The 20,600-nt window shown below is 66.8% G+C and carries 21 protein-coding genes; 8 read left to right on the plus strand and 13 right to left on the minus strand.

What is annotated here, in order from left to right; all coding sequences use genetic code 11:
* Both BJQ95_RS09360 and BJQ95_RS09365 read left to right on the plus strand, forming a co-directional pair.
* The gene (locus BJQ95_RS09360) at positions 1–840 is read left to right on the plus strand and encodes a DUF3097 domain-containing protein (RefSeq protein WP_205750096.1); all 840 of its coding nucleotides are present in this window, start codon (positions 1–3) and stop codon (positions 838–840) included.
* 250 nt (positions 841–1,090) lie between these two features.
* Positions 1,091–1,294 carry a cold-shock protein gene (locus BJQ95_RS09365; protein WP_035840308.1) on the plus strand — a complete coding sequence of 68 codons (204 nt, stop codon included), beginning with the start codon at positions 1,091–1,093 and terminating at the stop codon, positions 1,292–1,294.
* Between the two features lie 198 nt (positions 1,295–1,492).
* Here BJQ95_RS09365 and BJQ95_RS09370 read toward each other — a convergent pair whose 3' ends face one another.
* Together BJQ95_RS09370 and BJQ95_RS09375 are read right to left on the minus strand one after the other, a co-directional pair.
* On the minus strand, positions 1,493–1,972 hold the full coding sequence (locus BJQ95_RS09370; RefSeq protein WP_130177483.1) for an Lrp/AsnC family transcriptional regulator: 480 nt from the start codon (positions 1,970–1,972) through the stop codon (positions 1,493–1,495).
* A gap of 142 nt (positions 1,973–2,114) precedes the next feature.
* Positions 2,115–3,923, minus strand: coding sequence for a DEAD/DEAH box helicase (locus BJQ95_RS09375; protein WP_130177482.1), 1,809 nt, complete (start codon positions 3,921–3,923; stop codon positions 2,115–2,117).
* A 248-nt stretch (positions 3,924–4,171) separates the two neighbouring features.
* Here BJQ95_RS09375 and BJQ95_RS09380 point away from each other — a divergent pair, with 248 nt between their 5' ends.
* Positions 4,172–4,966, plus strand: a complete 795-nt coding sequence (locus tag BJQ95_RS09380) for an SGNH/GDSL hydrolase family protein (RefSeq protein WP_130177481.1) — start codon at positions 4,172–4,174, stop codon at positions 4,964–4,966.
* A 16-nt stretch (positions 4,967–4,982) separates the two neighbouring features.
* On the opposite strand, the gene BJQ95_RS09385 is transcribed toward BJQ95_RS09380, so the two are convergent.
* Both BJQ95_RS09385 and BJQ95_RS09390 read right to left on the minus strand, forming a co-directional pair.
* Entirely contained in the window at positions 4,983–6,206 is a 1,224-nt protein-coding gene (locus BJQ95_RS09385; protein ID WP_130177480.1) for a D-alanyl-D-alanine carboxypeptidase family protein, read from the minus strand.
* A gap of 64 nt (positions 6,207–6,270) precedes the next feature.
* Positions 6,271–7,074, minus strand: a complete 804-nt coding sequence (locus tag BJQ95_RS09390; protein WP_130177479.1) for an RNA methyltransferase — start codon at positions 7,072–7,074, stop codon at positions 6,271–6,273.
* Positions 7,075–7,238: 164 nt separating this feature from the next.
* Between BJQ95_RS09390 and BJQ95_RS09395 the strand changes: the two genes are divergently transcribed.
* Both BJQ95_RS09395 and BJQ95_RS09400 read left to right on the plus strand, forming a co-directional pair.
* Positions 7,239–8,093, plus strand: a complete 855-nt coding sequence (locus BJQ95_RS09395; protein WP_130177478.1) for a Sir2 family NAD-dependent protein deacetylase — start codon at positions 7,239–7,241, stop codon at positions 8,091–8,093.
* A gap of 74 nt (positions 8,094–8,167) precedes the next feature.
* Positions 8,168–8,737 (plus strand): histidine phosphatase family protein, encoded by a 570-nt coding sequence (locus tag BJQ95_RS09400; protein ID WP_240694707.1) that lies wholly within the window; start codon positions 8,168–8,170, stop codon positions 8,735–8,737.
* Between the two features lie 18 nt (positions 8,738–8,755).
* Here BJQ95_RS09400 and BJQ95_RS09405 read toward each other — a convergent pair whose 3' ends face one another.
* Complete coding sequence (locus BJQ95_RS09405; protein WP_130177548.1) at positions 8,756–9,841, minus strand: glycosyltransferase family 1 protein; 1,086 nt, start codon at positions 9,839–9,841, stop codon at positions 8,756–8,758.
* A gap of 17 nt (positions 9,842–9,858) precedes the next feature.
* The gene (locus BJQ95_RS09410; protein ID WP_130177477.1) at positions 9,859–10,776 is read right to left on the minus strand and encodes an alpha/beta fold hydrolase; all 918 of its coding nucleotides are present in this window, start codon (positions 10,774–10,776) and stop codon (positions 9,859–9,861) included.
* 117 nt (positions 10,777–10,893) lie between these two features.
* Here BJQ95_RS09410 and treS point away from each other — a divergent pair, with 117 nt between their 5' ends.
* A complete protein-coding gene (treS, locus tag BJQ95_RS09415; RefSeq protein WP_130177476.1) occupies positions 10,894–12,591 on the plus strand; it encodes a maltose alpha-D-glucosyltransferase in 1,698 nt (565 codons plus the stop codon).
* Positions 12,592–12,694: 103 nt separating this feature from the next.
* On the opposite strand, the gene BJQ95_RS09420 is transcribed toward treS, so the two are convergent.
* The 6 genes from BJQ95_RS09420 to glgA all read right to left on the minus strand — a co-directional run bounded on the left by BJQ95_RS09420 (position 12,695) and on the right by glgA (position 17,681).
* Positions 12,695–12,859 (minus strand): hypothetical protein, encoded by a 165-nt coding sequence (locus BJQ95_RS09420; RefSeq protein ID WP_256041601.1) that lies wholly within the window; start codon positions 12,857–12,859, stop codon positions 12,695–12,697.
* Between the two features lie 436 nt (positions 12,860–13,295).
* Positions 13,296–14,540 (minus strand): RNA polymerase sigma factor, encoded by a 1,245-nt coding sequence (locus tag BJQ95_RS09425; RefSeq protein WP_240694706.1) that lies wholly within the window; start codon positions 14,538–14,540, stop codon positions 13,296–13,298.
* A 13-nt stretch (positions 14,541–14,553) separates the two neighbouring features.
* Complete coding sequence (locus tag BJQ95_RS09430) at positions 14,554–14,916, minus strand: YciI family protein (protein WP_130177473.1); 363 nt, start codon at positions 14,914–14,916, stop codon at positions 14,554–14,556.
* Between the two features lie 374 nt (positions 14,917–15,290).
* Positions 15,291–15,542 (minus strand): type B 50S ribosomal protein L31, encoded by a 252-nt coding sequence (locus BJQ95_RS09435; RefSeq protein ID WP_066595443.1) that lies wholly within the window; start codon positions 15,540–15,542, stop codon positions 15,291–15,293.
* 134 nt (positions 15,543–15,676) lie between these two features.
* On the minus strand, positions 15,677–16,459 hold the full coding sequence (locus BJQ95_RS09440) for an ABC transporter ATP-binding protein (protein ID WP_130177472.1): 783 nt from the start codon (positions 16,457–16,459) through the stop codon (positions 15,677–15,679).
* Between the two features lie 40 nt (positions 16,460–16,499).
* Positions 16,500–17,681, minus strand: a complete 1,182-nt coding sequence (glgA, locus tag BJQ95_RS09445; RefSeq protein WP_130177471.1) for a glycogen synthase — start codon at positions 17,679–17,681, stop codon at positions 16,500–16,502.
* Between the two features lie 81 nt (positions 17,682–17,762).
* On the opposite strand from glgA, the gene BJQ95_RS09450 reads away from it, so the two are divergent.
* Entirely contained in the window at positions 17,763–19,007 is a 1,245-nt protein-coding gene (locus BJQ95_RS09450) for a glucose-1-phosphate adenylyltransferase (RefSeq protein WP_130177470.1), read from the plus strand.
* The gene (gene serB / locus BJQ95_RS09455; RefSeq protein ID WP_130177547.1) at positions 19,007–19,651 is read left to right on the plus strand and encodes a phosphoserine phosphatase SerB; all 645 of its coding nucleotides are present in this window, start codon (positions 19,007–19,009) and stop codon (positions 19,649–19,651) included. Before BJQ95_RS09450 ends, serB begins: the two co-directional genes overlap by 1 nt.
* A gap of 95 nt (positions 19,652–19,746) precedes the next feature.
* Here serB and fabG read toward each other — a convergent pair whose 3' ends face one another.
* A complete protein-coding gene (gene fabG / locus BJQ95_RS09460) occupies positions 19,747–20,457 on the minus strand; it encodes a 3-oxoacyl-ACP reductase FabG (RefSeq protein ID WP_130177469.1) in 711 nt (236 codons plus the stop codon).
* Positions 20,458–20,600 lie beyond the last annotated feature (143 nt).

Consider the following 20,600-nt stretch of genomic DNA (forward strand, 5'->3'; position numbering starts at 1 on the left):
GTGAATGAAGACCGTTACTCCAATGATGTGCTCGCCGCGGGATGGCGGGAGGCCGGCCGCCGTGTCGTCCCCCAGCAGGAGGCCGTGCGCGACCTCGTGATCGAAGAGGTCGCCACCGGATTCTGCGGGGCCGTCCTCAGGGTCGAGAAGAAGGTCGTCACGCTGGAGGACCGGCACGGCAAGCTCCGGTTGTTCCCGCTCGGCGCCGGCTTCCTTCTCGACGGCGAACCGGTCGTCCTCGTGGCACCGCGATCGAGCGCACCGGCCGCCCGCGGGCGCACCGCATCAGGCTCGCTGGCGGTGGCGGATGCGCCGGCGCGAGTGGCCAGGGCCAGCCGTATCTTCGTGGAGGGCCGCCACGACGCCGAACTGGTGGAGAAGGTCTGGGGGGCGGATCTGCGCATCGAGGGCGTCGTCGTGGAATACATCGAGGGCGTCGACAATCTGGCCGAACTGCTGGCCGAGTTCAAGCCCAGTCCCACCCGCCGGGTCGGCGTACTGGTCGACCACCTGGTGCCCGGATCCAAGGAGAGCCGGATCGCCGACGCCGTCGCCAGCGGCCCGCACGGACGGCATGTTCTCGTGGTCGGGCATCCCTATGTGGATGTCTGGCAGTCGGTCAAACCAGCTCGATTGAATTTGCCGGTCTGGCCGCAAATCCCTCGAAACATCGAGTGGAAGCACGGCATCTGCGCTGCCCTCGGTTGGCCGCACGACGACCAGGCCGACATCGCCAGGGCATGGCAGCGCATCCTGGGCCAGGTTCGCACCTACGCAGACCTCGAACCGGCGTTGCTGGGCCGGGTCGAGCAACTCATCGATTTCGTCACCGTCGATTAGCGCCGTCATCGGCACGCTTTGAGCACTTCTGTCAGAATTCGTAACACTTTGATGGCTTTTTCGCACAGATCTCCACGGAGACCGAGCGATGTGGGCTAGTGTTGTCGAAGTAGTTGTAGTGCTTGCACGTCTAAAAAACGTATTGACTTCGGTTGGTACGGGCTTATTCCTTTCGGAAGCGGACGACGAATACCGCGACGAACGGCCTCGAAAGTCGGGGCCTTTCTTACACTCCTGGAGGAGTTTCATAATGGCAACAGGTACCGTGAAATGGTTCAACGCTGAAAAGGGCTTCGGATTCATCGCTCCCGACGACGGAAGCGCCGACGTTTTCGCGCACTACTCTGCGATCGCTTCGAACGGCTACAAGTCGCTCGACGAGAACCAGAAGGTCGAGTTCGAGGTAACCCAGGGCCCCAAGGGTCCCCAGGCCGAGAACATCCGCGCCCTCTAAATAGAGCTGCGTAGCTGTATAAAGCTGCTGACAACGCCCCCGCTTCGGCGGGGGCGTTGTTTTTTAAAGCCACGGCAGACTAACCCCAACCAACTGTTCCCCGTGCGGACTTCTGCGCCCGGTGTGCCGGGTGCACTTGTCCGCACGGGGAACAGTTGACGTGGGAGGTTGGGCTCGGGGCGGGGCGGGCGCGACTGGCTACTTGACCAGGTCCTGCCAGCCGTCGCCGTCGACGTACTCGAAGATCAGGTTCGTCTCGGTGTGCGCCACGGCCGGATGCTCCGCCAGGTGTTCGAGAACGAAGTCGCGCAGGTCGGACGCATCCGCTGCCGCCACGTGCAGCAGGTAGTCGTCGGCGCCGGCGGTGTGGAAGAGTCCGATCACGCCGGGCCAGTGCGGTGCGGCACTACGGAAGTCGTCGATCTGCTCCCGGGCGTGCTTGGCCAGGCGCACGGAGATCAGGGCCTGTAGTGAGGCGCCGAGAGCGGCGAGGTCGATGTTGGCCCGGTAGCCGCGGATGTGGCCGAGCTGCTGGAGCCGGCGCAACCGTAGGGACACCGTGGACTCGGCCACGCCGATTTCAGCCGCCAGGGCGGAACCCGACGCGCGAGCATTGACCGAGAGCGCCCGCAACAGGGCCCGGTCAACGCGGTCTAGGTCGGCCTTCTTGGATTCCATTCACGCTCTCTTTCGTTGAGAGTCAGTTTATCGACCGTTCTTCGACAGCGACAGTCGTCCCTGCATCAACTGCATCACGGCTGGGTTTCCGGCGGATTACGCCGCCGAAGCTGCGACCGCGCTGCGACCGCCCTGAGGAGACTCAGCTGCGGCCGAGGCGTTGCCGGAGCAGATCGATGCGCTTCTGAATCTGGGTGACGCTGGCCTGGGCGACCGCGGGGCCGCCGCACAGCCTCCGTAGTTCGGCGTGCACCATGGCGTGCGGCTCCCCCGACAACTTGGACCACATGCCCACGAGACTGCCCAGCAGTGTGCGCTGCTCTTTGAGCGTGCGGTAGAGCGGGATCGGCTCCGGCGGTGCACCCTCGACCGCGGCGGCCGCGGTGCGCCGCTCAGAGCCGCGCTTGGACTGCCGCTGTTGGCGTTGGCGCAGCAGCTCCGAGACTTGCTCCGGTTCGAGCAACCCGGGGATGCCGATGAAGTCGAACTCCTCGTCGGTGCCGGGTTCGGCGAGTTCGCCGTACTCGTCGCCGTTGAACATCACCATGTCGAAGGTGGCCTGCGAGTCCAACGCCTGCCAGGTGAATTCCTCACCGAGGTCGTCCGAGGCCTTCTCGGTCTTGTTCGCGGCCGCCACCATGGCGTCCTCCGGGTTGTACATGCCGTCGTCGCCGTCGTCGCGGTTGCTGCGGTCGAGGGCGTGATCGCGTTCCAGCTCCATGGCGTTGGCCAAGCTCAGCAGCCCGGGAACGTTGGGCAGGAAGATCGACGCCGTCTCGCCGCGGCGACGAGCGCGCACGAACCGGCCGATGGCCTGCGCGAAGAAGAGCGGCGTTGACGCGCTCGTGGCGTAGACGCCGACGGCGAGGCGGGGCACGTCCACCCCCTCCGACACCATCCGCACTGCGACCATCCACCTCTTGGTGTTGTGCGAGAACTCGTCGATCCGGTCGCTGGACTCCTTCTCGTCGGAGAGCACCACCGTCGCCGGCTCGCCGGAGATTTCCTCGAGGATCGCCGCGTACGCCCGGGCTGTGGTCTGGTCGGTGGCGATGACCAGGCCGCCGGCATCCGGAATACCGTGCCTGACCTCGGTCAGGCGGGCGTCCGCCGCCCGCAGGACCGCGGGGATCCACTGGCCGCTGGGTTCGAGCGCCGTGCGCCAGGCCTGCGAGGTGATGTCCTTGGTGTTGCCCTCGCCGAGCTTGGCTTCCATCTCGTCGCCGGCCCTGGTGCGCCATTTCATGTGCCCGGCGTAGACCATGAACATGACCGGGCGCACGACGCCGTCCTCCAGGGCGCGGCCGTAGCCGTAGTTGTAGTCGCTCTGCGACAGCCGGATGCCGTGCTTGTCGGGCAGATAGGTCACGAACGGGATCGGTGACGTGTCGGAACGGAACGGCGTTCCGGTCAGCGAGAGCCGGCGCGTGGCGGGGTCGAAGGCCTCGCGGATGGCGTCGCCCCAGCTCAGCGCGTCACCGCCGTGGTGCACCTCGTCCAGGATCACCAGGGTGCGGCTGGCCTGTGTGAGCTCGCGGTGCAGCGCGGCACGGGTGGCGACCTGCGCGTAGGTGACGGCGATGCCGTGGAAGTGGCTGCCGTAGCGGCCGTGCGCGTTCTTGAAGCCGGGGTCGAGCCGGATTCCGGCCCGGGCGGCCGCATCGGCCCACTGCCGTTTGAGGTGCTCGGTGGGGGCGACGACGGTGATCCGGTCGATCACCCGGCGCGCGCGCAGTTCTGCGGCCAGGCGCAACGCGAAGGTGGTCTTGCCGGCGCCCGGCGTTGCGGCGGCGAGGAAGTCTCGGGGCTGATGCTGGAAGTAGGCCTCGAGGGCCTCGGCCTGCCAGGCCCGCAGCTTGCTGGCCGTTCCCCAGGCTGCTCGCTCGGGGAAGGACGGCGAGAGGTGTTCGGCAGCGCTGGTGCCGGCGGGCCCGCGGTCCGGCCCGAACACGGGCGGGGTGTCGACGGTCTCGGCCAGGAACGAGGCGGCTGGGAACGAGGCGGCTGGGAACGAGGCGACTGGGAACGATCCGGGTTCAGCCGATCCGGGTCCAGCCGATTCTGGTGCGCCAGATCCAGATGCAGTGGTCTCCCGGTGCGAGGGTTCCCGGAAAGCGGATCCGAAGTCAGGTGGAGTAGTCACTTCATAAGAACTTACCAACACCCACCGACATCTGCCCGACGGGGCAGAATGAAATCATGACGAAGCAGCAACATCCGTGGTCCCGCTACGTCGCCGTCGGCGACTCCTTCACGGAGGGTGTCGGCGACCCGGAGTCGTCCAGCCCCGGCGGCAACCGCGGCTGGGCCGACCGGGTCGCCGAGATGCTCAGCCTCGGCTCCGACGACTTCGCCTACGGCAATCTCGCGGTTCGGGGCAAATTGATGAACCAGATCTTGGTCGAGCAGGTGGGTCAGGCGCTCGCCCTGCATCCCGACCTTGTCACGATCTCGGCGGGCGGCAACGACGTGCTGCGGCCCGGCAGCGACCCGGATGCCATCGCCGGGCGGCTGGAGCAAGCGGTCACTCTGCTGGGCTCGGAGGGCGCCACCGTGGTGCTGTTCACCGGCACCGATGTGCGTTTCTCCCCCGTGCTGCGGGGGCTGCGGGGCAAGGTCGCCATCTACAACGAGAACCTCCGCGCCATCGCCGCTGCCCACGACGCGATCGTGGCGGACATGTGGTCGTTGACCGAGATTCAGGATTCCCGGATGTGGGCTCCGGACCGCCTGCACCTGAACCCGCTCGGCCACCACACCGTGGCGCGGATGGTGCTGGACGTGCTCAACGTGCCCAACCCGCTGGAACCGCAGCTGCCGGAACCGATGCCCGGCGTCACCTGGCGTCAGGCTCGCACCGAAGACCTCGCCTGGGCCAGGGAGTACCTGGTGCCCTGGGTACTGCGCCGGGTGCGCCACCAGTCGTCAGGGGACCACGTCCTGCCCAAACGTCCCGCCGCGGACCCGGTGACCAGGCTCGACCATCCGGCCTGACCCGGGGGTTCGAGGGTTAGACCTCGCCCGGGTGCGTCCAACGCCAAAACGGGCCCGGATCGGTCAGGGTCTGATCAAGCACCAGGGGAACCGTGACCGTTTCCGTACCGACGGTCACGTCCAGACTACCGACGGAGTCGCCCTTCTCCGCCAGCGTCACGGCCGCAACGTCCACGGTGCTGGTGATCGGGGTGTCTGACCAGACCACGGTGGACGCCGAGGTCTCGGCGACGGCCTGCCCTGACTGGCCCCAGGGCGTCGTGTAGGTGCCGAACGGCGTCCCGGCCTCCACCAGGGTCACCGTGCGGAAACCGGGCTGCACGCTGCCGATCAGGCCGAGGATGCTCTCGTTCAGCTCGCTGTGGGTGTCCCCGCCGAGCACAACTCCCACGAGGGTGACCGACGAGTCGCCGACGGGCACATCAACCGCGAAGAGCAGGCAGGCGCCGGCCTCATCGGTGGTGCCCGTCTTGATGCCCTCGACGCCGTCGACTCCGAGCAGTTTGTTCGTGTTGGTGACGGTGCCGACGGTCGGTATCTCGGCGGTGGGCATGGCCACGATGGCCGCAAGGACGGGATCGGCCATCACCAGCTTGCCGATGGCCACCAGGTCTGCCGGGCTGCTCACGCTCTGGGCGGAGAGTCCGCTGCTGTCGGCGACGGTGGTACCTGTCAGAGCGTTGGCGGCGAGGAAGTCCGCCGCCGCGGCGAGGTACGCATCCACCGAGCCGAACGCCCACACGGCCAGGGACACGCTGTAGTTGTTTGCCGACGGGATCAGCATCGTCTCGAACGCCTCACGCTGGCTGAGCACCATGCCGGACACGACCGGTGCCACCGACCCGTTCTCCGCGATCGCGTCGTAGTAGATGTCGACGTCGGCGTCGGTGAACTCGATGTCCGGCCCCGGGTCGTCGCCGGTCAACGGCTTGCTCTCCAGGATCACCAGAGCGGTGACCATCTTGGTGATGCTGGCGATGGGCACTGACCCCTGCTCGCCGCTGGACGCCAGAACGCCGTCGAACCCGACAGCACCGATGGCGCCGGCGCCCTGATCCGGCCAGGCGGGCAGCGCGGCCGCCTGCGTGAGGGCCGGCGGCTCGGTCAGCGCCGCGGCCGTGCTGGAGACCGGGGCAAGGCCCGTGCTGGTGAGATAGGCGACAAACGCGAGCGCCACGGCGAGCACGCCGAAGAATGCGATGCGCCGACGGCGGTAGACCTGGCGTCGGGAGAGTGACATTCGATGATTCTAACCAGGGCCGCCGTAACCCGCTCGCAGGGCCGCCGCGCGCCCTGTGAATCAGCTAGGCGCGTAGCGCGTACAGGGCGACGGCGCTGGCCGATGCCACGTTCAGGGAGTCCACGCCGTGCATCATCGGGATGGTCACGACGCTGTCAGCCACGGCCAGGGCATGGCGGCTCAGGCCGTCGCCCTCGGTGCCGAGGATCAGGGCCACCCGGTCCGGCGGATCGACCGCGAAGGCATCCAGGGAGACGGCATCGTCGGCCAGGGCCAGGGCAGCCAGATGGAAGCCGTTCTCCTTGAGAACCGGTGCGGCCTCGCCCCACTCCGGCAGCCGGGTCCAGGGCACCTGCAGCACGGTTCCCATGCTCACCCTGACACTACGGCGGTACAACGGGTCGGCGCAGCGCGGAGTGATCAGTACGGCGTCCGCGCCGAGCCCGGCCACCGATCTGAAGATCGCCCCGACGTTGGTGTGGTCGACGATGTCCTCCAGGATCACGATGCGCCGCGCACCGCGAATGATGTCGGCCACCGAGGCCAGGTCAGGCCTGTGCATGGCCGCCATCGCGCCACGGTGCAGGTTGTACCCGGTGAGCTGCTCGAGCAGCACCGCCGAACCCACGTAGATCGGAACGTCCGGCCAGTCCGCCAGCAGGTGCTGGGCGTCCGGCAACCACTGTTCCTGCACGAGAACCGAACGGGGACGGTGCCCGGCGGCCAGGGCGCGGCCGATCACCTTGGCCGACTCGGCGATGTAGAGGCCGTTGGCCGGCTCGGAGACCCGGCGCAGGGCTACGTCGGTCAGCCGGGAGTAGTCGGCCAGGCCGGGGGCGTCAAGGTCGGTAATCGGGACGATCTGCACGGAGGCCGCCGCCTTTCTGAGAGGTGTCTGGTGCACAGCTGCCCGCGCGGGAACCTCGAACCGCAACACAGCCGAAAACTCACCAGTTTAGACTCAGAGGACATCATCGCCGCGCCGGCTCCCTCGGGGCCGGGCCGGCGGCGACGGGACGAGGATGGAGCACCATGACGGCCGAGACTGTCCTGACGACGTCGGCGGCTGCCGACGAGGCCCTCGACAAAGTGGCCGCCATCCTGCGCGGCCGGCGCACCGCGGTCCTCACCGGTGCCGGGGTGAGCACCGACTCCGGGATTCCCGACTACCGCGGCGCTGGTGCCCCGGTGCGTGTGCCCATGACATTCCAGACCTTCCTCTCGGACGAACGCGCCCGCAAACGCTACTGGGCCGGGAGCCACCTGGGCTGGCACCGGTTCAGGGCGGCCGAACCCAACCTGGGTCACCGTTCGCTGGTGTCCCTGGAATCGGCCGGACTCGTCAGCGGTATCGTCACCCAGAACGTGGACGGCCTGCACACCCGGGCAGGGTCACGCCATGTCGTCGACCTGCACGGGTCGATGGACCTCGTGGTCTGCCTCTCTTGCGGGCAGGCCTTCGGCCGGGACAGTATCGCCGCCCGCCTGGAGGCGCACAATCCGGTGCTGGCGAACCCCGACCAGGTCGAGATCGCACCGGACGGCGATGCCATCGTGGTCGACATCGATGATTTCGTCGTGCCGGACTGCTCGGTCTGCGGCGGCCTGCTCAAGCCCAATGTGGTGTTCTTCGGTGAGTTGGTGCCGACCGGGAAGTTCACCGCGGCGGCGGCGCTCGTGCGGGCAGCCGATGCCCTGATCGTGGCGGGCTCGTCCCTGGCGGTCAATTCCGGCATCCGGTTGCTCGAACTGGCCCGGCGCCGCAAGCTGCCCATCGTGGTGATCAACCGCGGGACGACCAAGGGTGACGGGCGGGCGCTGGTTAAACTGGAGGCTGGCACGTCCGAGTCGTTTGCCGGGTTGGTGACCCGCCTCACCGGTCGGTAGTGTGCCAGCAGGCAGTTCCAGTGCGGCAGCAGTACCAGTGCAGCAGCAGTACCCGACCAGCAGAAGGCAGCGTTGTGATCACCAAGCTCGCGATCGTCCGGCACGGCCAGACGGATTGGAACCTGGAAAAACGCATCCAGGGCAGCACCGACATCCCGCTGAATTCCACCGGCCGCGCCCAGGCAGCCGAGACCGGGCTGCGGCTGAGCCGTTCCCGCTGGGACGCCATCGTGACCAGCCCGCTGCTGCGGGCGCACGAGAGCGCCCGGATCATCGCGGGTGAACTGGACCACCCGGCACCGCTCGTCGTGCCGGAACTGACCGAGCGGCACCACGGTCACATCGAGGGGTTGACCTTCACTGAGCGGCAGGCGCGGTTCCCGGACGGTTCATCGGTTCCGGGCCTGGAGAGCCGGCAGTCCGTGCTCGACAGAGTGCTGCCGGCCCTGGAACGGATCGCCCTGGACTTCCCGGGCCAGGAGGTCGTCGTGGTCTGCCACGGCGGCGTGATCGGCACCCTCTTGCGCTACACCACGGCCGGTGAGCGACCGGCCACGGGTGAACTCATCCCGAACGGCTCGATCCACGAGTTCCTCTGGCAGGGCGGTCGTCTTCAGCTGGAGAGCGTCGTAACGGCGCGCTGACCGCGCTCAGTTCCGCCATCAGCCACGACGGGCAGCCGCCGCGGTGCCCTGCAACACCCGCAGCAGTCGAGCGGCCGATTCGGCCCAGGTGAAGCGTCCGGCTTGACCGACCGAGAGCCGGGAGCGCCGTGTCCACTCCCCCGGAGCCTCCAGGCTGAGCACCGCGGCCGCCACCGCATCCGGGTCGCGCGGAGGCACATAGCTCGCCGCGTCGCCACCGATCTCCCGAAAAATGGGGATATCGCTCACGACCACCGGAATACCCAGGCTCATCGCCTCGACCAGGGGAATGCCGAAGCCCTCGTCGAGGGACGTGGTGACCAGCGCCGTGGCGTTGGCCAGCAGTGAGACGTATTCCTCATCGCTGACGCCGTCGTGGAAGACCAGGCTCGCCTGCGGGGCGAGGGCGGACAGCCGGGCGCGTTCGCCGGCGCCGACCCTGCTGAGCAGGTGCAGCGAGTAGCTGGGCAGGGCCGCCGCGGCGCGTACGAGAGTGTCCACGTTCTTGTACGGCATGAACGAGCCCATGTATACCAGGGTCTTCGTGGCCGGTCCGGCCCGGTCGTGAGTCTCTGCCGCTCCGGCGACGGAATCGGCGGCGTTGGGCACCACGGACACCGGTCGTCGGGTGAGCCGGTGGCGATTGATCAGCGCACCGGTGGTCTCCGACACCGTGACGACGCCGTCCGACCGGTTCAGCAGCAGCCGCTGCGGTCCCCAGGAGAGGTGATAGAGACGCCAGAGCAGACGGATGCCGGCGGAGAACTCCCGCGGCGGCGTGCGGTTGCGGTAGTAGATGAGGTCGTGCACCGTCAGTACCAGGCGGTACTTCCTACCCCAGGAACCCATGGTCTGCATCGGGCTGAACACGATGTCGGGGGCCAGCCGGTTCACTGTCAGGGCGACCAGCGGTTCGAGCGGGCTGGTGGGCGACCGCACCAGCTGCCAGGGCAAAGCGGGCAGCATGGCCAGTTGCCGGTGGTCGCTGATCAGCATCGTCACCGGATGCAACCGGCCCAGTTCGGTGACCAGTCCGGCGGTGTAGCGGCTGATGCCGTCGTGGCGGTCGATCCGGGTGTAGCGGCAGTCGAAGACTATGCGCAGGGGCCGTTCGGCGGTGGTCACGACGCCTCTCCGGCCGGGACGACCGGCTCCAGGAAACGGCGCAGTTCCCTCGCCGCGTTTTCGGGTACCTCGTAGTGGATGAGGTGGCCGACCCCGGGCAGGACGTGCAGCTGGGCTTCCGGAAACTGTGCGCGCAGCCGAACCTGGGCGTCGAGCGGGGTGATGTCGTCCTTCTCGGCGGCGATCAAGAGGGTGCGGATGTTGATGTCCGTGGCGTATTCGCTGACGTCGTGCCCCACGGACGCCCGGAAGGCCTCGAGCACCACGGTGCGGTCCGCGAACGCGGAGAAGTACCGGTCGTGCTGGTTGTGGATCCAGCGCCGCCGCTGCCGGTTTCGGGTCTTGGCCATCGTGATGCTCATCACCCGCACGATGGCCCGGTTGCGGAGCAGGCCGAAACCGAGCCGCTCCGGCAGCTTGGACGCCAGCCAGTAATAGAACACGGCGAGACGGGTCAGCAGGCCGCGGGGCCCGGACAGGGCCGGGGCTGCGATCGGGTTCACCAGCACCAGGTCCTGGGCCGGCAGGCCGTCCGGCGACGCGGCGGCCGCCGAGACCACGATCGAACCGAACGAGTGTCCGAGGACCACCAGTCGGCCGGGCAGCGCCAGCAGGCGCAGGAACTCGGCCAGCCAGGCAGCGTAGGCGTCGATGGAGTGCGGCCCAGCCGCGAACGCGGCAGATTCGCCGAAACCGGGCAGGTCCGGAGAGATGATCCGCAGGCCCCGCAGCTGCGAGACGACGGCCTCGAGGCCGTGGTGGTCGCCGCGGAACCCGTGCACCATCACGACGGTGGTCGGTGAGTCCGGGTCGCCATACTCCCAGTACCGGGTGTCGCTGCCGGACACCGCGAGGGTGTGGGCACGCGCATCCATGAGGGTGAGCAGGTCGGCGTATGGCGAGGGAACGATCATCGCTTCCAGTTTAGGCGGGCGATACTGACGGAGCTGGACCCAACCCGTGCGGATCGACCTAGACTCTCTCACATCTGCACCATCCAGATCCGCGTCAGCGTCAGCGGAAGGAACGCCGTGAGCTTCACCGCACCCATTCAGCTGCCCGGGCTGACCCTGGATCCCCGCTGGTATCGCCGCGCGGTGTTCTACGAGGTGATGGTGCGCAGCTTCGTCGACAGCAACGCGGACGGCGCCGGTGACCTGTCCGGGCTGATCTCCAAACTCGACTACCTCCAGTGGCTGGGCATCGACGCGCTCTGGATCCCGCCGTTCTTCACGTCCCCGCTGCGCGACGGCGGCTACGACGTGTCCGACTACCGCGCGATCCTGCCCGAATTCGGCACGCTCGAAGAGTTCAAGGAGCTCGTCACGAAGGCGCACGAGCGCAATATGCGCATCATCATCGATCTGCCGCTGAACCACACCTCCGACCAGCATCCGTGGTTCCAGCAGTCGAGGCGTCAGCCGAGCGGGCCGTTCGGCGACTTCTACGTGTGGAGTGACGACGACAACAAATACCCCGACATCCGGATCATCTTCACCGACACCGAGGAGTCGAACTGGGCGTTCGACTCGGTCCGGCGCAAGTTCTACTTCCACCGGTTCTTCTCCCACCAGCCCGACCTCAACTACGACAATCCAGCCGTGCACGAGGAGATCCTCGGTGTGGTGCGCTTCTGGCTGGACCTGGGTGTTGACGGGTTCAGGCTGGACGCGATCCCCTACCTGTACGAATCCGATGACGGCAACGGCGAGGGTGAGCCGCCGACCCACGAGTTCATCAAACGGCTCCGCGCGGTGGTGGACCGGGACTATCCGGGGCGCATTATGATCGCCGAGGCCAACCAGTGGCCTCGGGAGGTTGCCGCCTTTTTCGGCACCGAGGAGGAACCGGAGTGCCACATGGCCTTCGACTTCCCGGTGATGCCGAGGATCTTCTATTCGCTGCGGTCCCAGCGCGCCGGTGAACTCGTTCGGGTGCTGTCGGAAACGACGGACATCCCCGAAGGCGCCGGATGGGCTGTTTTTCTGCGCAACCACGACGAACTCACCCTGGAGATGGTCAGCGAAGAATACCGGCAGGCCATGTACGGGTGGTATGCGTACGACCCGCGGATGCGCGCCAATATCGGCATCCGCCGTCGCCTGGCACCGCTGTTGGACAACTCCCGCTCCGAGCTCGAGCTCGCGCACGCCCTGCTGTTCTCGCTGCCGGGCAGTCCGTTCCTGTACTACGGCGACGAGATCGGGATGGGCGACAACATCTGGCTACCCGATCGGGACAGTTCCCGCACCCCCATGCAGTGGACACCGGACCGCAACGGCGGATTCTCCGCCGCAGACCCGGGCAAACTGTACCTGCCCGTTGTGCAGTCGCTGGTCTACAACTTCGCCCAAACCAATGTCGAGTCCCACCTCGCGCAGTCCGGTTCGCTGCTGCACTGGATCCGGAACGTCATCCACGTGCGCAAAGGCCATCCCACCTTCGGGTTCGGCACCCTGCGCGTGTTGAGCACCGACCACGAGTCCATCCTGGCGTTCACCAGGGCCTACGCCGGTTCGGGTTCGAGCTTCGGCGATCAGCCGGAGACCGTGCTGTGTGTGTTCAGTTTTGCGCACAATCCCGTCGCGTTCCGGATTGAGGAGCCCGACCTGGCCGGGACCCGGTTGTACGACATCTTCGGCGGCGGCGTCTTCCCGTCTTTCGACGAGGAAGGCGGTCTCACCCTCACCCTGGGCGCGCAGAGCTTCTATTGGCTGCATTGCGGCTGATGCTGCTCGTGGTCTGAGTAGGGTCGGTACGGAAATTCCTGGTCGCGGTCCGGCCAACGGGCGCGAGTCGGCCCACGGGCGCGAGCCGGCCCACGTCCATTCGCTAAGCGATTGGAGGTGCGGCTTTGCCGCGGCGAATGAAGTAGGCGACGGTGACCACGGCGAGAAGCGGCCCCCAGGCGAGAATCGGGGCGTAGGACGGTCCCATCAGGGGAAGGCTGATGCTGTCGACCGTGTCCCAGATCGCGAGCTGGCTGAAGGTAATCATGGTGATCAGAGTGGCGCCGATTCCGGCTGGGATGACCGCCGCCGTTCGCGGCACGGACTTGCCACCGATGAAGGGAATCCACCGGGGGACGACCTCCCCCAGGGGTAGACGAGGCCCAGAGTGAGCAGAGCCAGACACTCGAGGGCCACAGCGAGGCCGATCGTGTAGACGGCTCCCCAGCCAGGCAAATCATAGTCCTCGCGCAGCACGGCGTCGCTGAAGCCAACGGGGATGCCAATGCTCATTGCGAGACGCCAAACTTCCGAGGGCAGCACGCAGAGGGGAACGGCGTGAGCAACCCACAGCGCCCAGCGCGGCACCTTTGCGGCGTGGTCGACTCGTCCCTTTCGGTCCGCAACCGTCGTCATGAGACCAGTCTGTCGGTTCTGCTCGGTAGGGGTGATTTCTACCGCAGTTGTTTTCGCCAGGTGCACCTCTAGTGTGAGGAATCACATTCACCTCGAACGACTTCCGCGACGCGCCTGTCCAGGTGCCTTTGCTCGGCGGGGTTCGCGGCCAGACGGCGCGCGCGGCGAAAGGATTCGAGCGCCCCGCCGAAGTCGAGGCTTCGAAGCAGCAGCTCGCCGCGTGTGGCATGCCAGAGATAGTAGTCGTCGAGCCCGCGCGCTGCATTCAGCACGTCGAGACCAGCGCCTGGGCCGTCGGCCATGGCGACGGCAACGGCGCGGTTGACCTCGACAACCGGCGAGCCTGTCATCGCTGACAACTGCGCATACAGTGTCGCGATCGCAGCCCAGTCAGTGTCTGCGGATGTGCGAGCGTTGCCATGATGCGCTGCGATCATCGCTTGCACCTGGAAGGGCCCTGGTCTCATCGCAGCGAGGGCTGACGCCAGCACACGGTTTGCCTCCGTGATGAGTTGCGAATCCCACCGCGTACGATCCTGTCGGTCGAGCAGTATGAGGTCGCCGTCACGATCGACTCTCGTATCGACCCGTGATTGAGCGAACAGCTCCACCGCGAGCAACCCGAGCACCTCCACGCTGTCGGGGAGCAATTCCACAGCCTGTTCGGTGAGCCGCACCGCGCACTCCACGAGATCCAGCCGGATCGCCGATTCGCCGGCGCCCCGCGACAGGTAGCCCTCATTGAAGATGAGGTAGAGCACATCCAAAAGCGCGTCGACTCGCTCGTCAAGGTTGGCGGGGATGCTCAACGGGATACCCGCATCCCGAATCTTGCGTTTCGCGCGAACGATCCGCTGCGCAAGCGTTGCCTCTGACACCAGGAAGGCGGCAGCGATCTCGGCCGTGGTCAGGCCTCCGACGAGCCGCAACGTCAACGCGACCTGGGCATTGCGGTCGAGGGCAGGATGGCAACACAGCAGCAGCAGCCGGAGCTGCTCGTCTCCGACGTATGAATGTTCAACGATCATGTCGGGTTCCTCCTCCCCTGGCTCGGCGACAAGCTCGTGCGCAGCCTCGCGAAGCCGGCGTTTCGCACTGGCCGCGCGACGCAGACGATCGATGGCCTTGTTGCGCGCGACAGTGTAAAGCCAAGCGGGTGGGTTCGACGGGATGCCGCGAACCGGCCACACCTCGAGGGCTTCGAGCAGGGCATCCTGAACTGACTCGTCTGCCAGGTCGAGGTCACCGAAGCGGTGCGCGAGGAGAGCGATCACACGACCGCTCTCCTCGCGGGCGAGTTGGACGATGGCCACCTCGCCCATCCTGTCACCCAGCGTCCGGACGGAAGGCAACTGGCCGAATCTCAAACGATCCCGCCGAGACGGGCATCTGCTTGGCAAGCTCGATCGCCTCGTCGAGATTTCCGGCCGCGATCAGGTAGTAGCCGCCAAACTGCTCCTTGGTCTCAACGTAGGGACCATCGACTACGGCGTCGGGCGTTCCAGCAGTGCGGCGCACGGTGGTCGCGGTCGTGGTCGGCTGCAGGTTCGCTCCGCTAACCCAGTGCCCACCGTCGATGAGCTTCTGGTTGTATGCCATCCAGGGGCCCATGAATTCCTCGAACCCAGGCTCTCCGTACTCCGGCGTCTGAATCGTTTCATCAATGTTGATCAAGATCATGTATTCCATGGCCATCTCCTTGTGTCGGATGTGAAAGAAGCCGATGTACTCCGTCTCACGCAATCATGACGCAGACGCACCGACGGATCGACAGCACTCGAAAGAACTTTTTTCGGAAGATGAGGGTTGTGGGGGACGCCTGTCTGAATCCACGCTGTGCGAGTGCCCTGTGACCGACAACCACCGCCGACCTCAGGTGTGGCAGCCTGTGCGCCAGGTCAGCAGTACGAGCGGTGCGGACGCCGTAGGCTGCTGAGCTCCGCTGCTGCTCGCGACCGGTCACGTGCGGCGGGTTGGGATCGTACGGCCACCGGATCCGGCGATAGGCGCGAAAAAAGGGCGACCTGCCGAAGCAGGTCGCCCTCGAAGGTGAGGCGTCGTGGTTACTTGCCGAAGCCCTTGTAGCGCGAGTTGAACTTCTCCACGCGTCCGGCGGAGTCCATGATGCGCTGCTTGCCCGTGTAGAACGGGTGCGACTCGGAGGAAATTTCCACGTCGATGACCGGGTACGTGGTGCCGTCTTCCCACTCGATGGTCTTCGAGCTGGAGACCGTCGAACGGGTAAGGAACGTCGCACCCGACGCGAGGTCGCGGAAAACCACGGGAGCGTATGTGGGGTGAATGTCAGACTTCATGGAGACTTCCTTGGTGCGTTTCGGTGGGTGGGTTCTGGCTCGCCGGTTGCGGCAGAAAAGTGTTCCGGTCTTGAGGACCAGCTAGTGAGTTTAGCAGAATCTTGGGGCCGGGGGTGGCCAGCACTCTCGATCGGTCAGATTGCGCGGGCCGTGTACCGGCCGTCGGTCTCGGTCAGGTCGATCGGGAGCCCGAACGCCTCGGTCAGGGTGTCGGCGGTGAGCGCCTCGGCGAGCGGGCCGGCACTGACGACCTTGCCGCCGGCGAGCAGCAGGACATGGGTGAAGCCGCGCGGGATCTCCTCCACGTGGTGGGTGACCATGATGATGGCCGGGGAGTTGGGCTCGCTGGCGTAGCCGCTGAGCAGGCGAAGCAGTTCTTCCCTGGCGCCGAGGTCGAGGCTGGCCGCCGGCTCGTCGAGCAGGAGGATCTCCGGGTCGGTCATGATCGACCTGGCGATCTGTACCCGCTTCTGCTCGCCGTCGCTCAGGGTGCCGAACTTACGGTCGGCGAGGTGGTCGAGCTTCCACTCGCCGAGGACGCGCTGCGCGCGGCGCTCGTCGATCTCCTCGTACTCTTCGTTCCACCGGCCGGTGACCGAGTAGGCCGCGGTCATCACCACGTTCAGAACGGTTTCGCCTGCCGGCACTCGACGGGCCATGGCCGTGGAGGCGAAACCGATCCGCGGGCGCAGTTCGAAGAGGTCGCTGCCGCCGAGCGGCTCTTCGAGGACCTCGGCCGTTCCCTTGGACGGGTGGATGAGCGCGGCCGCGATCTGGAGCGTGGTGGTCTTGCCCGCGCCGTTGGGGCCCAGGATGACCCAGCGCTGATCGCCGTCGACGCTCCAATCCACTGAGTCGAGGATGGTTGTGCCACCCCGGACGACGGAAACTCCGGTGAATTGAAGAACGTTGACCATACAGCCATGTTATCGGGCGCCGCCCGGGCCCCCGGTCACGCTAGAGCAGCGAGGCGTAAATCTCCCGGGTACTCGCGGCGATCTGACCCCAGCTGAACATTTCTTCCGCACGCACACGGCCGGCGCGGCCCATCTCGGCCGCCAGGGCGGGGTCGGCCAGCACCTCGGTGAGGGTCCTGGCCAGGTCCGCCACGAACACCGCCGGGTCGGTCGGGGTGCCGGTGCCGTCGCTGAGCTGCTCGATGGGCACCAACCGTCCCGTCACGCCATCGGCCACCACCTCGGGGATCCCGCCGGTGGCGGTGCCGACGACGGGCAGGCCGCAGGCCATGGCCTCGAGGTTGACGATTCCCAACGGTTCGTAGACCGACGGGCAGACGAAGACGGTCCCCGCCGTGAGCACGGCCGACAGTTCGCGCTGCGGCAGCAGCCTGTCGATCCACACCACGCCGGAACGTTGCCGCTGCAGCGCTTCGACCAGCTCGGTGACTTCGGCCAGGATGCCTGGAGTGTCGGGGGCGCCGGCGCAGAGCACGAGCTGCACCTCCGGCGGCAGCAGGGCCGCAGCCCGGAGCAGGTAGGGCAGACCCTTCTGCCGGGTGATCCGCCCGACGAACACGACGGACGGCCGGTCCGGATCGATGCCCAGAGCGCGAACGACGTCGTCGTCGGTCGTCGGCTTCCACCGGTCCAGGTCGATGCCGTTGTAGACAACGTGCACCCGGGAGGCGTCCAGCGCCGGGTAGCTGCGCAGGATGTCGGCGCGCATGCCGCCACTGACGGCGATGACGGCATCCGCCGCTTCGAAAGCGGTCTTCTCGATCCAGCTCGAGACGCGGTACCCGCCACCGAGCTGCTCGGCCTTCCAGGGCCGCAGCGGTTCGAGGCTGTGCGCCGTGACCACGTGCGGCACACCGTGCAGCAGCTTCGCGATGTGGCCGGCCCCGTTGGCGTACCAGGTGTGCGAGTGCACAACATCGGCGCCCTGCACATCCTGGGCCATCTGCAGGTCGACGCCGAGAGTGGTCAAGGTAGCGTTCGCGTCGGCGAGCTCGGCCGGAACGCCGTAGGCGAAGGTATCCGCCTCCGAACGAGGAGCGCCGAAGCAACGCACCGTGACGTCGATGTCGGTGCGGAGCGACTTCACCAGCTCAGCAACATGGACACCGGCCCCTCCGTAGATTTCGGGCGGGTATTCCTTGGTGAGCAGATCGACGCGCATGCAGTAAAGCTAGCGCAGGCTGAACCCCGGACACACCCCCGCGCGCTGGCCCAAGCCCCCGGATAGCCCTACTCTGAACTTATGAAGGCCAAGAAGATCTTTGGAATCGTTCTCGCAGGCGGCGAGGGAAAACGGCTGATGCCGTTGACCGAAGACCGCGCCAAGCCGGCAGTGCCGTTTGGAGGGCATTACCGTCTGATCGACTTCGCATTGTCGAATTTGATCAATTCCGGTGTCACCCAGATCGTCGTACTGACCCAGTACAAATCCCACAGCCTGGATCGCCACGTCTCCCAGACCTGGCATGTCTCGGGTGGGCTCTTCAACTCGTATATCGCCTCGGTTCCCGCCCAGCAGCGGCTGGGCAAGCGTTGGTTCAGCGGTTCGGCTGACGCCATCCTGCAGAGCCTGAACCTGATCCACGACGAGAAACCCGACATCGTTGTCGTGGTCGGAGCCGACCACGTCTACCGCATGGACTTCAGCCAGATGATCCAGGCTCACATCGATTCGGGTGCCCAGGCCACCGTCGCCGCCATCCGTCAGCCGATCGCCCTGGCCGACCAGTTCGGTGTCATCGAAGTGGATGCCGCCACTCCGGACCGGATCAGCGATTTCCGGGAGAAGCCCAAGGACGCGATCGGTCTCGCCGACGCACCGCACGAGGTCTTCGCCTCGATGGGCAACTACGTGTTCAACGCCGACGCGCTCATCGAGGCCGTGCGCCGCGACGGCGAACGCACCGATTCCAGTCACGACATGGGCGGTGATATCGTGCCAGACTTCGTCTCTCGCGGTGAAGCCGGAGTGTATGACCTGCAGCGCAACGACGTGCCCGGCTCGACCGACCGGGACCGGTACTACTGGCGCGACGTGGGAACGATCGATTCGTTCTTCGAAGCGCATCAGGACCTCATCTCGGCACTGCCGGTGTTCAACCTGTACAACCAGAGCTGGCCGATCTTCAGCCAGCAGTTGAACTCGCCGCCGGCCAAGTTCGTGCGTGATGGCAAGGGCGCCCTCGGCAGTGCCATCGACTCCATTGTGTCGCTGGGCTGTGTCATCTCCGGCGCTCATCTCGAGCGCAGCGTTGTCGGGCCGTGGGCCGTCATCGACTCCGGCGCCCATGTGGTGGACTCGATCGTGTTCGACCGGGTGCAGATCCGTCCGGGCGCCGTTGTTCACCGTGCCATCCTCGACAAGGACGTCATCGTCGCGGAGGGCGCCGCCGTCGGTGTGGACCGCGATCGCGACCTTGCCCGTGGATTCAGCGTCACCGAATCCGGCATCACGGTGGTCGGCAAGGGCGTGCACGTCCACCCGTGATTCCTGCAGCCCGATTCCTCGTCGTCCTGGATGCCGACTCCACCCTCATCGAGAACGAGGTCATCGAGCTACTCGCTGACGCGGCCGGTTCCCTCGCCCTGGTGGCCGAGGTGACCGACCGCGCCATGCGGGGCGAGCTCGACTTCGCCGAGAGCCTGCGGCAGCGGGTCGCCACTCTGGCCGGATTGCCCACCGACGTCTTTGCCGAGGTGGGCGCCCTGATCCGCCCGACTCCCGGCGTGCACGACCTGATCGCCGGGCTGCACGCCGGCGGCAGCAGCATCGGCGTCGTCTCCGGCGGCTTCCACGAGCTCCTCGACCCCCTGGCCGCGGCCTGGGGCCTCGATCACTGGCGGGCCAACCGGCTCGAGGTCGAGGAGGGGCACCTCACCGGCAGGCTGGCCGGACCGATCATCGACGCGACGGCCAAGGCCGCCGCCCTGACCGAATGGGCGGCGCTGGACGGCGTGGACCTGTGCTCCACGGTGGCGGTCGGTGACGGGGCCAACGACCTCACCATGATGCGCATCGCCGGTCTGGGAGTGGCCTTCAACGCCAAGCCCATCGTGCGTCGCACGGCCGACCTGGTGATCGGCACGACCGACCTCAGCCAGGTGCTGCCCATTCTGGGCCTGCGCGGCTGAACCCGGTCGGCCACGGCGGACGCAGCGTAGAACCGAAAGAAGCCCGGCGGGACCACTGGTCCGGCCGGGCTTAATGGCGTCCGGGGTGGAGCTGCCTAGTGGCCCATGCCCAGGCCACCGTCGACGGGAATCACGGCGCCGGAGATGTACGACGCGTCGTCGCCGGCGATCCAGCTGACGACCCGGGCGACCTCGCCGGGAGACGCGAACCGGCCGGCCGGGATGTTGCGCTTGTACTCGGCCTGCTGCGCTTCGGGCAGCGCCGCGGTCATGTCGGTCTCGATGAAGCCGGGGGCCACGACGTTGGCGGTGATGCCGCGGGCGCCGAGCTCGCGGGTGACCGATCGGGCCAGGCCGACGAGGCCGCTTTTGGACGACGAGTAGTTGACCTGACCGGCGGACCCGTACAGGCCCACGACGCTGGAGATCAACACGATCCGGCCGAACCGGGCCTTGAGCATTCCCTTCGAGGCGCGTTTGACCACCCGGAAGGCTCCGCTGAGGTTGGTGTCGATGACCGAAGTGAAATCCTCTTCAGACATGCGCATCAGCAGGGTGTCCTTGGTGATGCCGGCGTTTGCCACGACGACCTCCACCGGACCGTAGGCGGCCTCGATCTCGGTGAACGCGGCGTCGATCGATGCGTAGTCGGTGACGTCCGCACGCACGGTGAGGCTGCCTGCCGGGCCTTCGCCGGAGCGCGCGGTGATGGCGACCCGGTGCCCCTTGGCGAGGAATTCCTCGGCGATGGCATAGCCGATGCCCCGGTTGCCTCCAGTTACCAGAACTGTTCGAGCGGTCGCCATGGCGCGGTCCTTTCAGTGGGAACGCCCGCACGACGGCGGGCACAGATTCATTCAGCTTAGAGTGTTCGGTGGGCGGGGCCCGAGGAGCGGACAGTGGACGTAGGCTTGTTTCATGCGTGGACAGGCGCAGGAGGCGCCCGCTT

The organism is Cryobacterium sp. SO1, assembly GCF_004210215.2.
In the GTDB taxonomy this organism is placed as follows: domain Bacteria; phylum Actinomycetota; class Actinomycetes; order Actinomycetales; family Microbacteriaceae; genus Cryobacterium.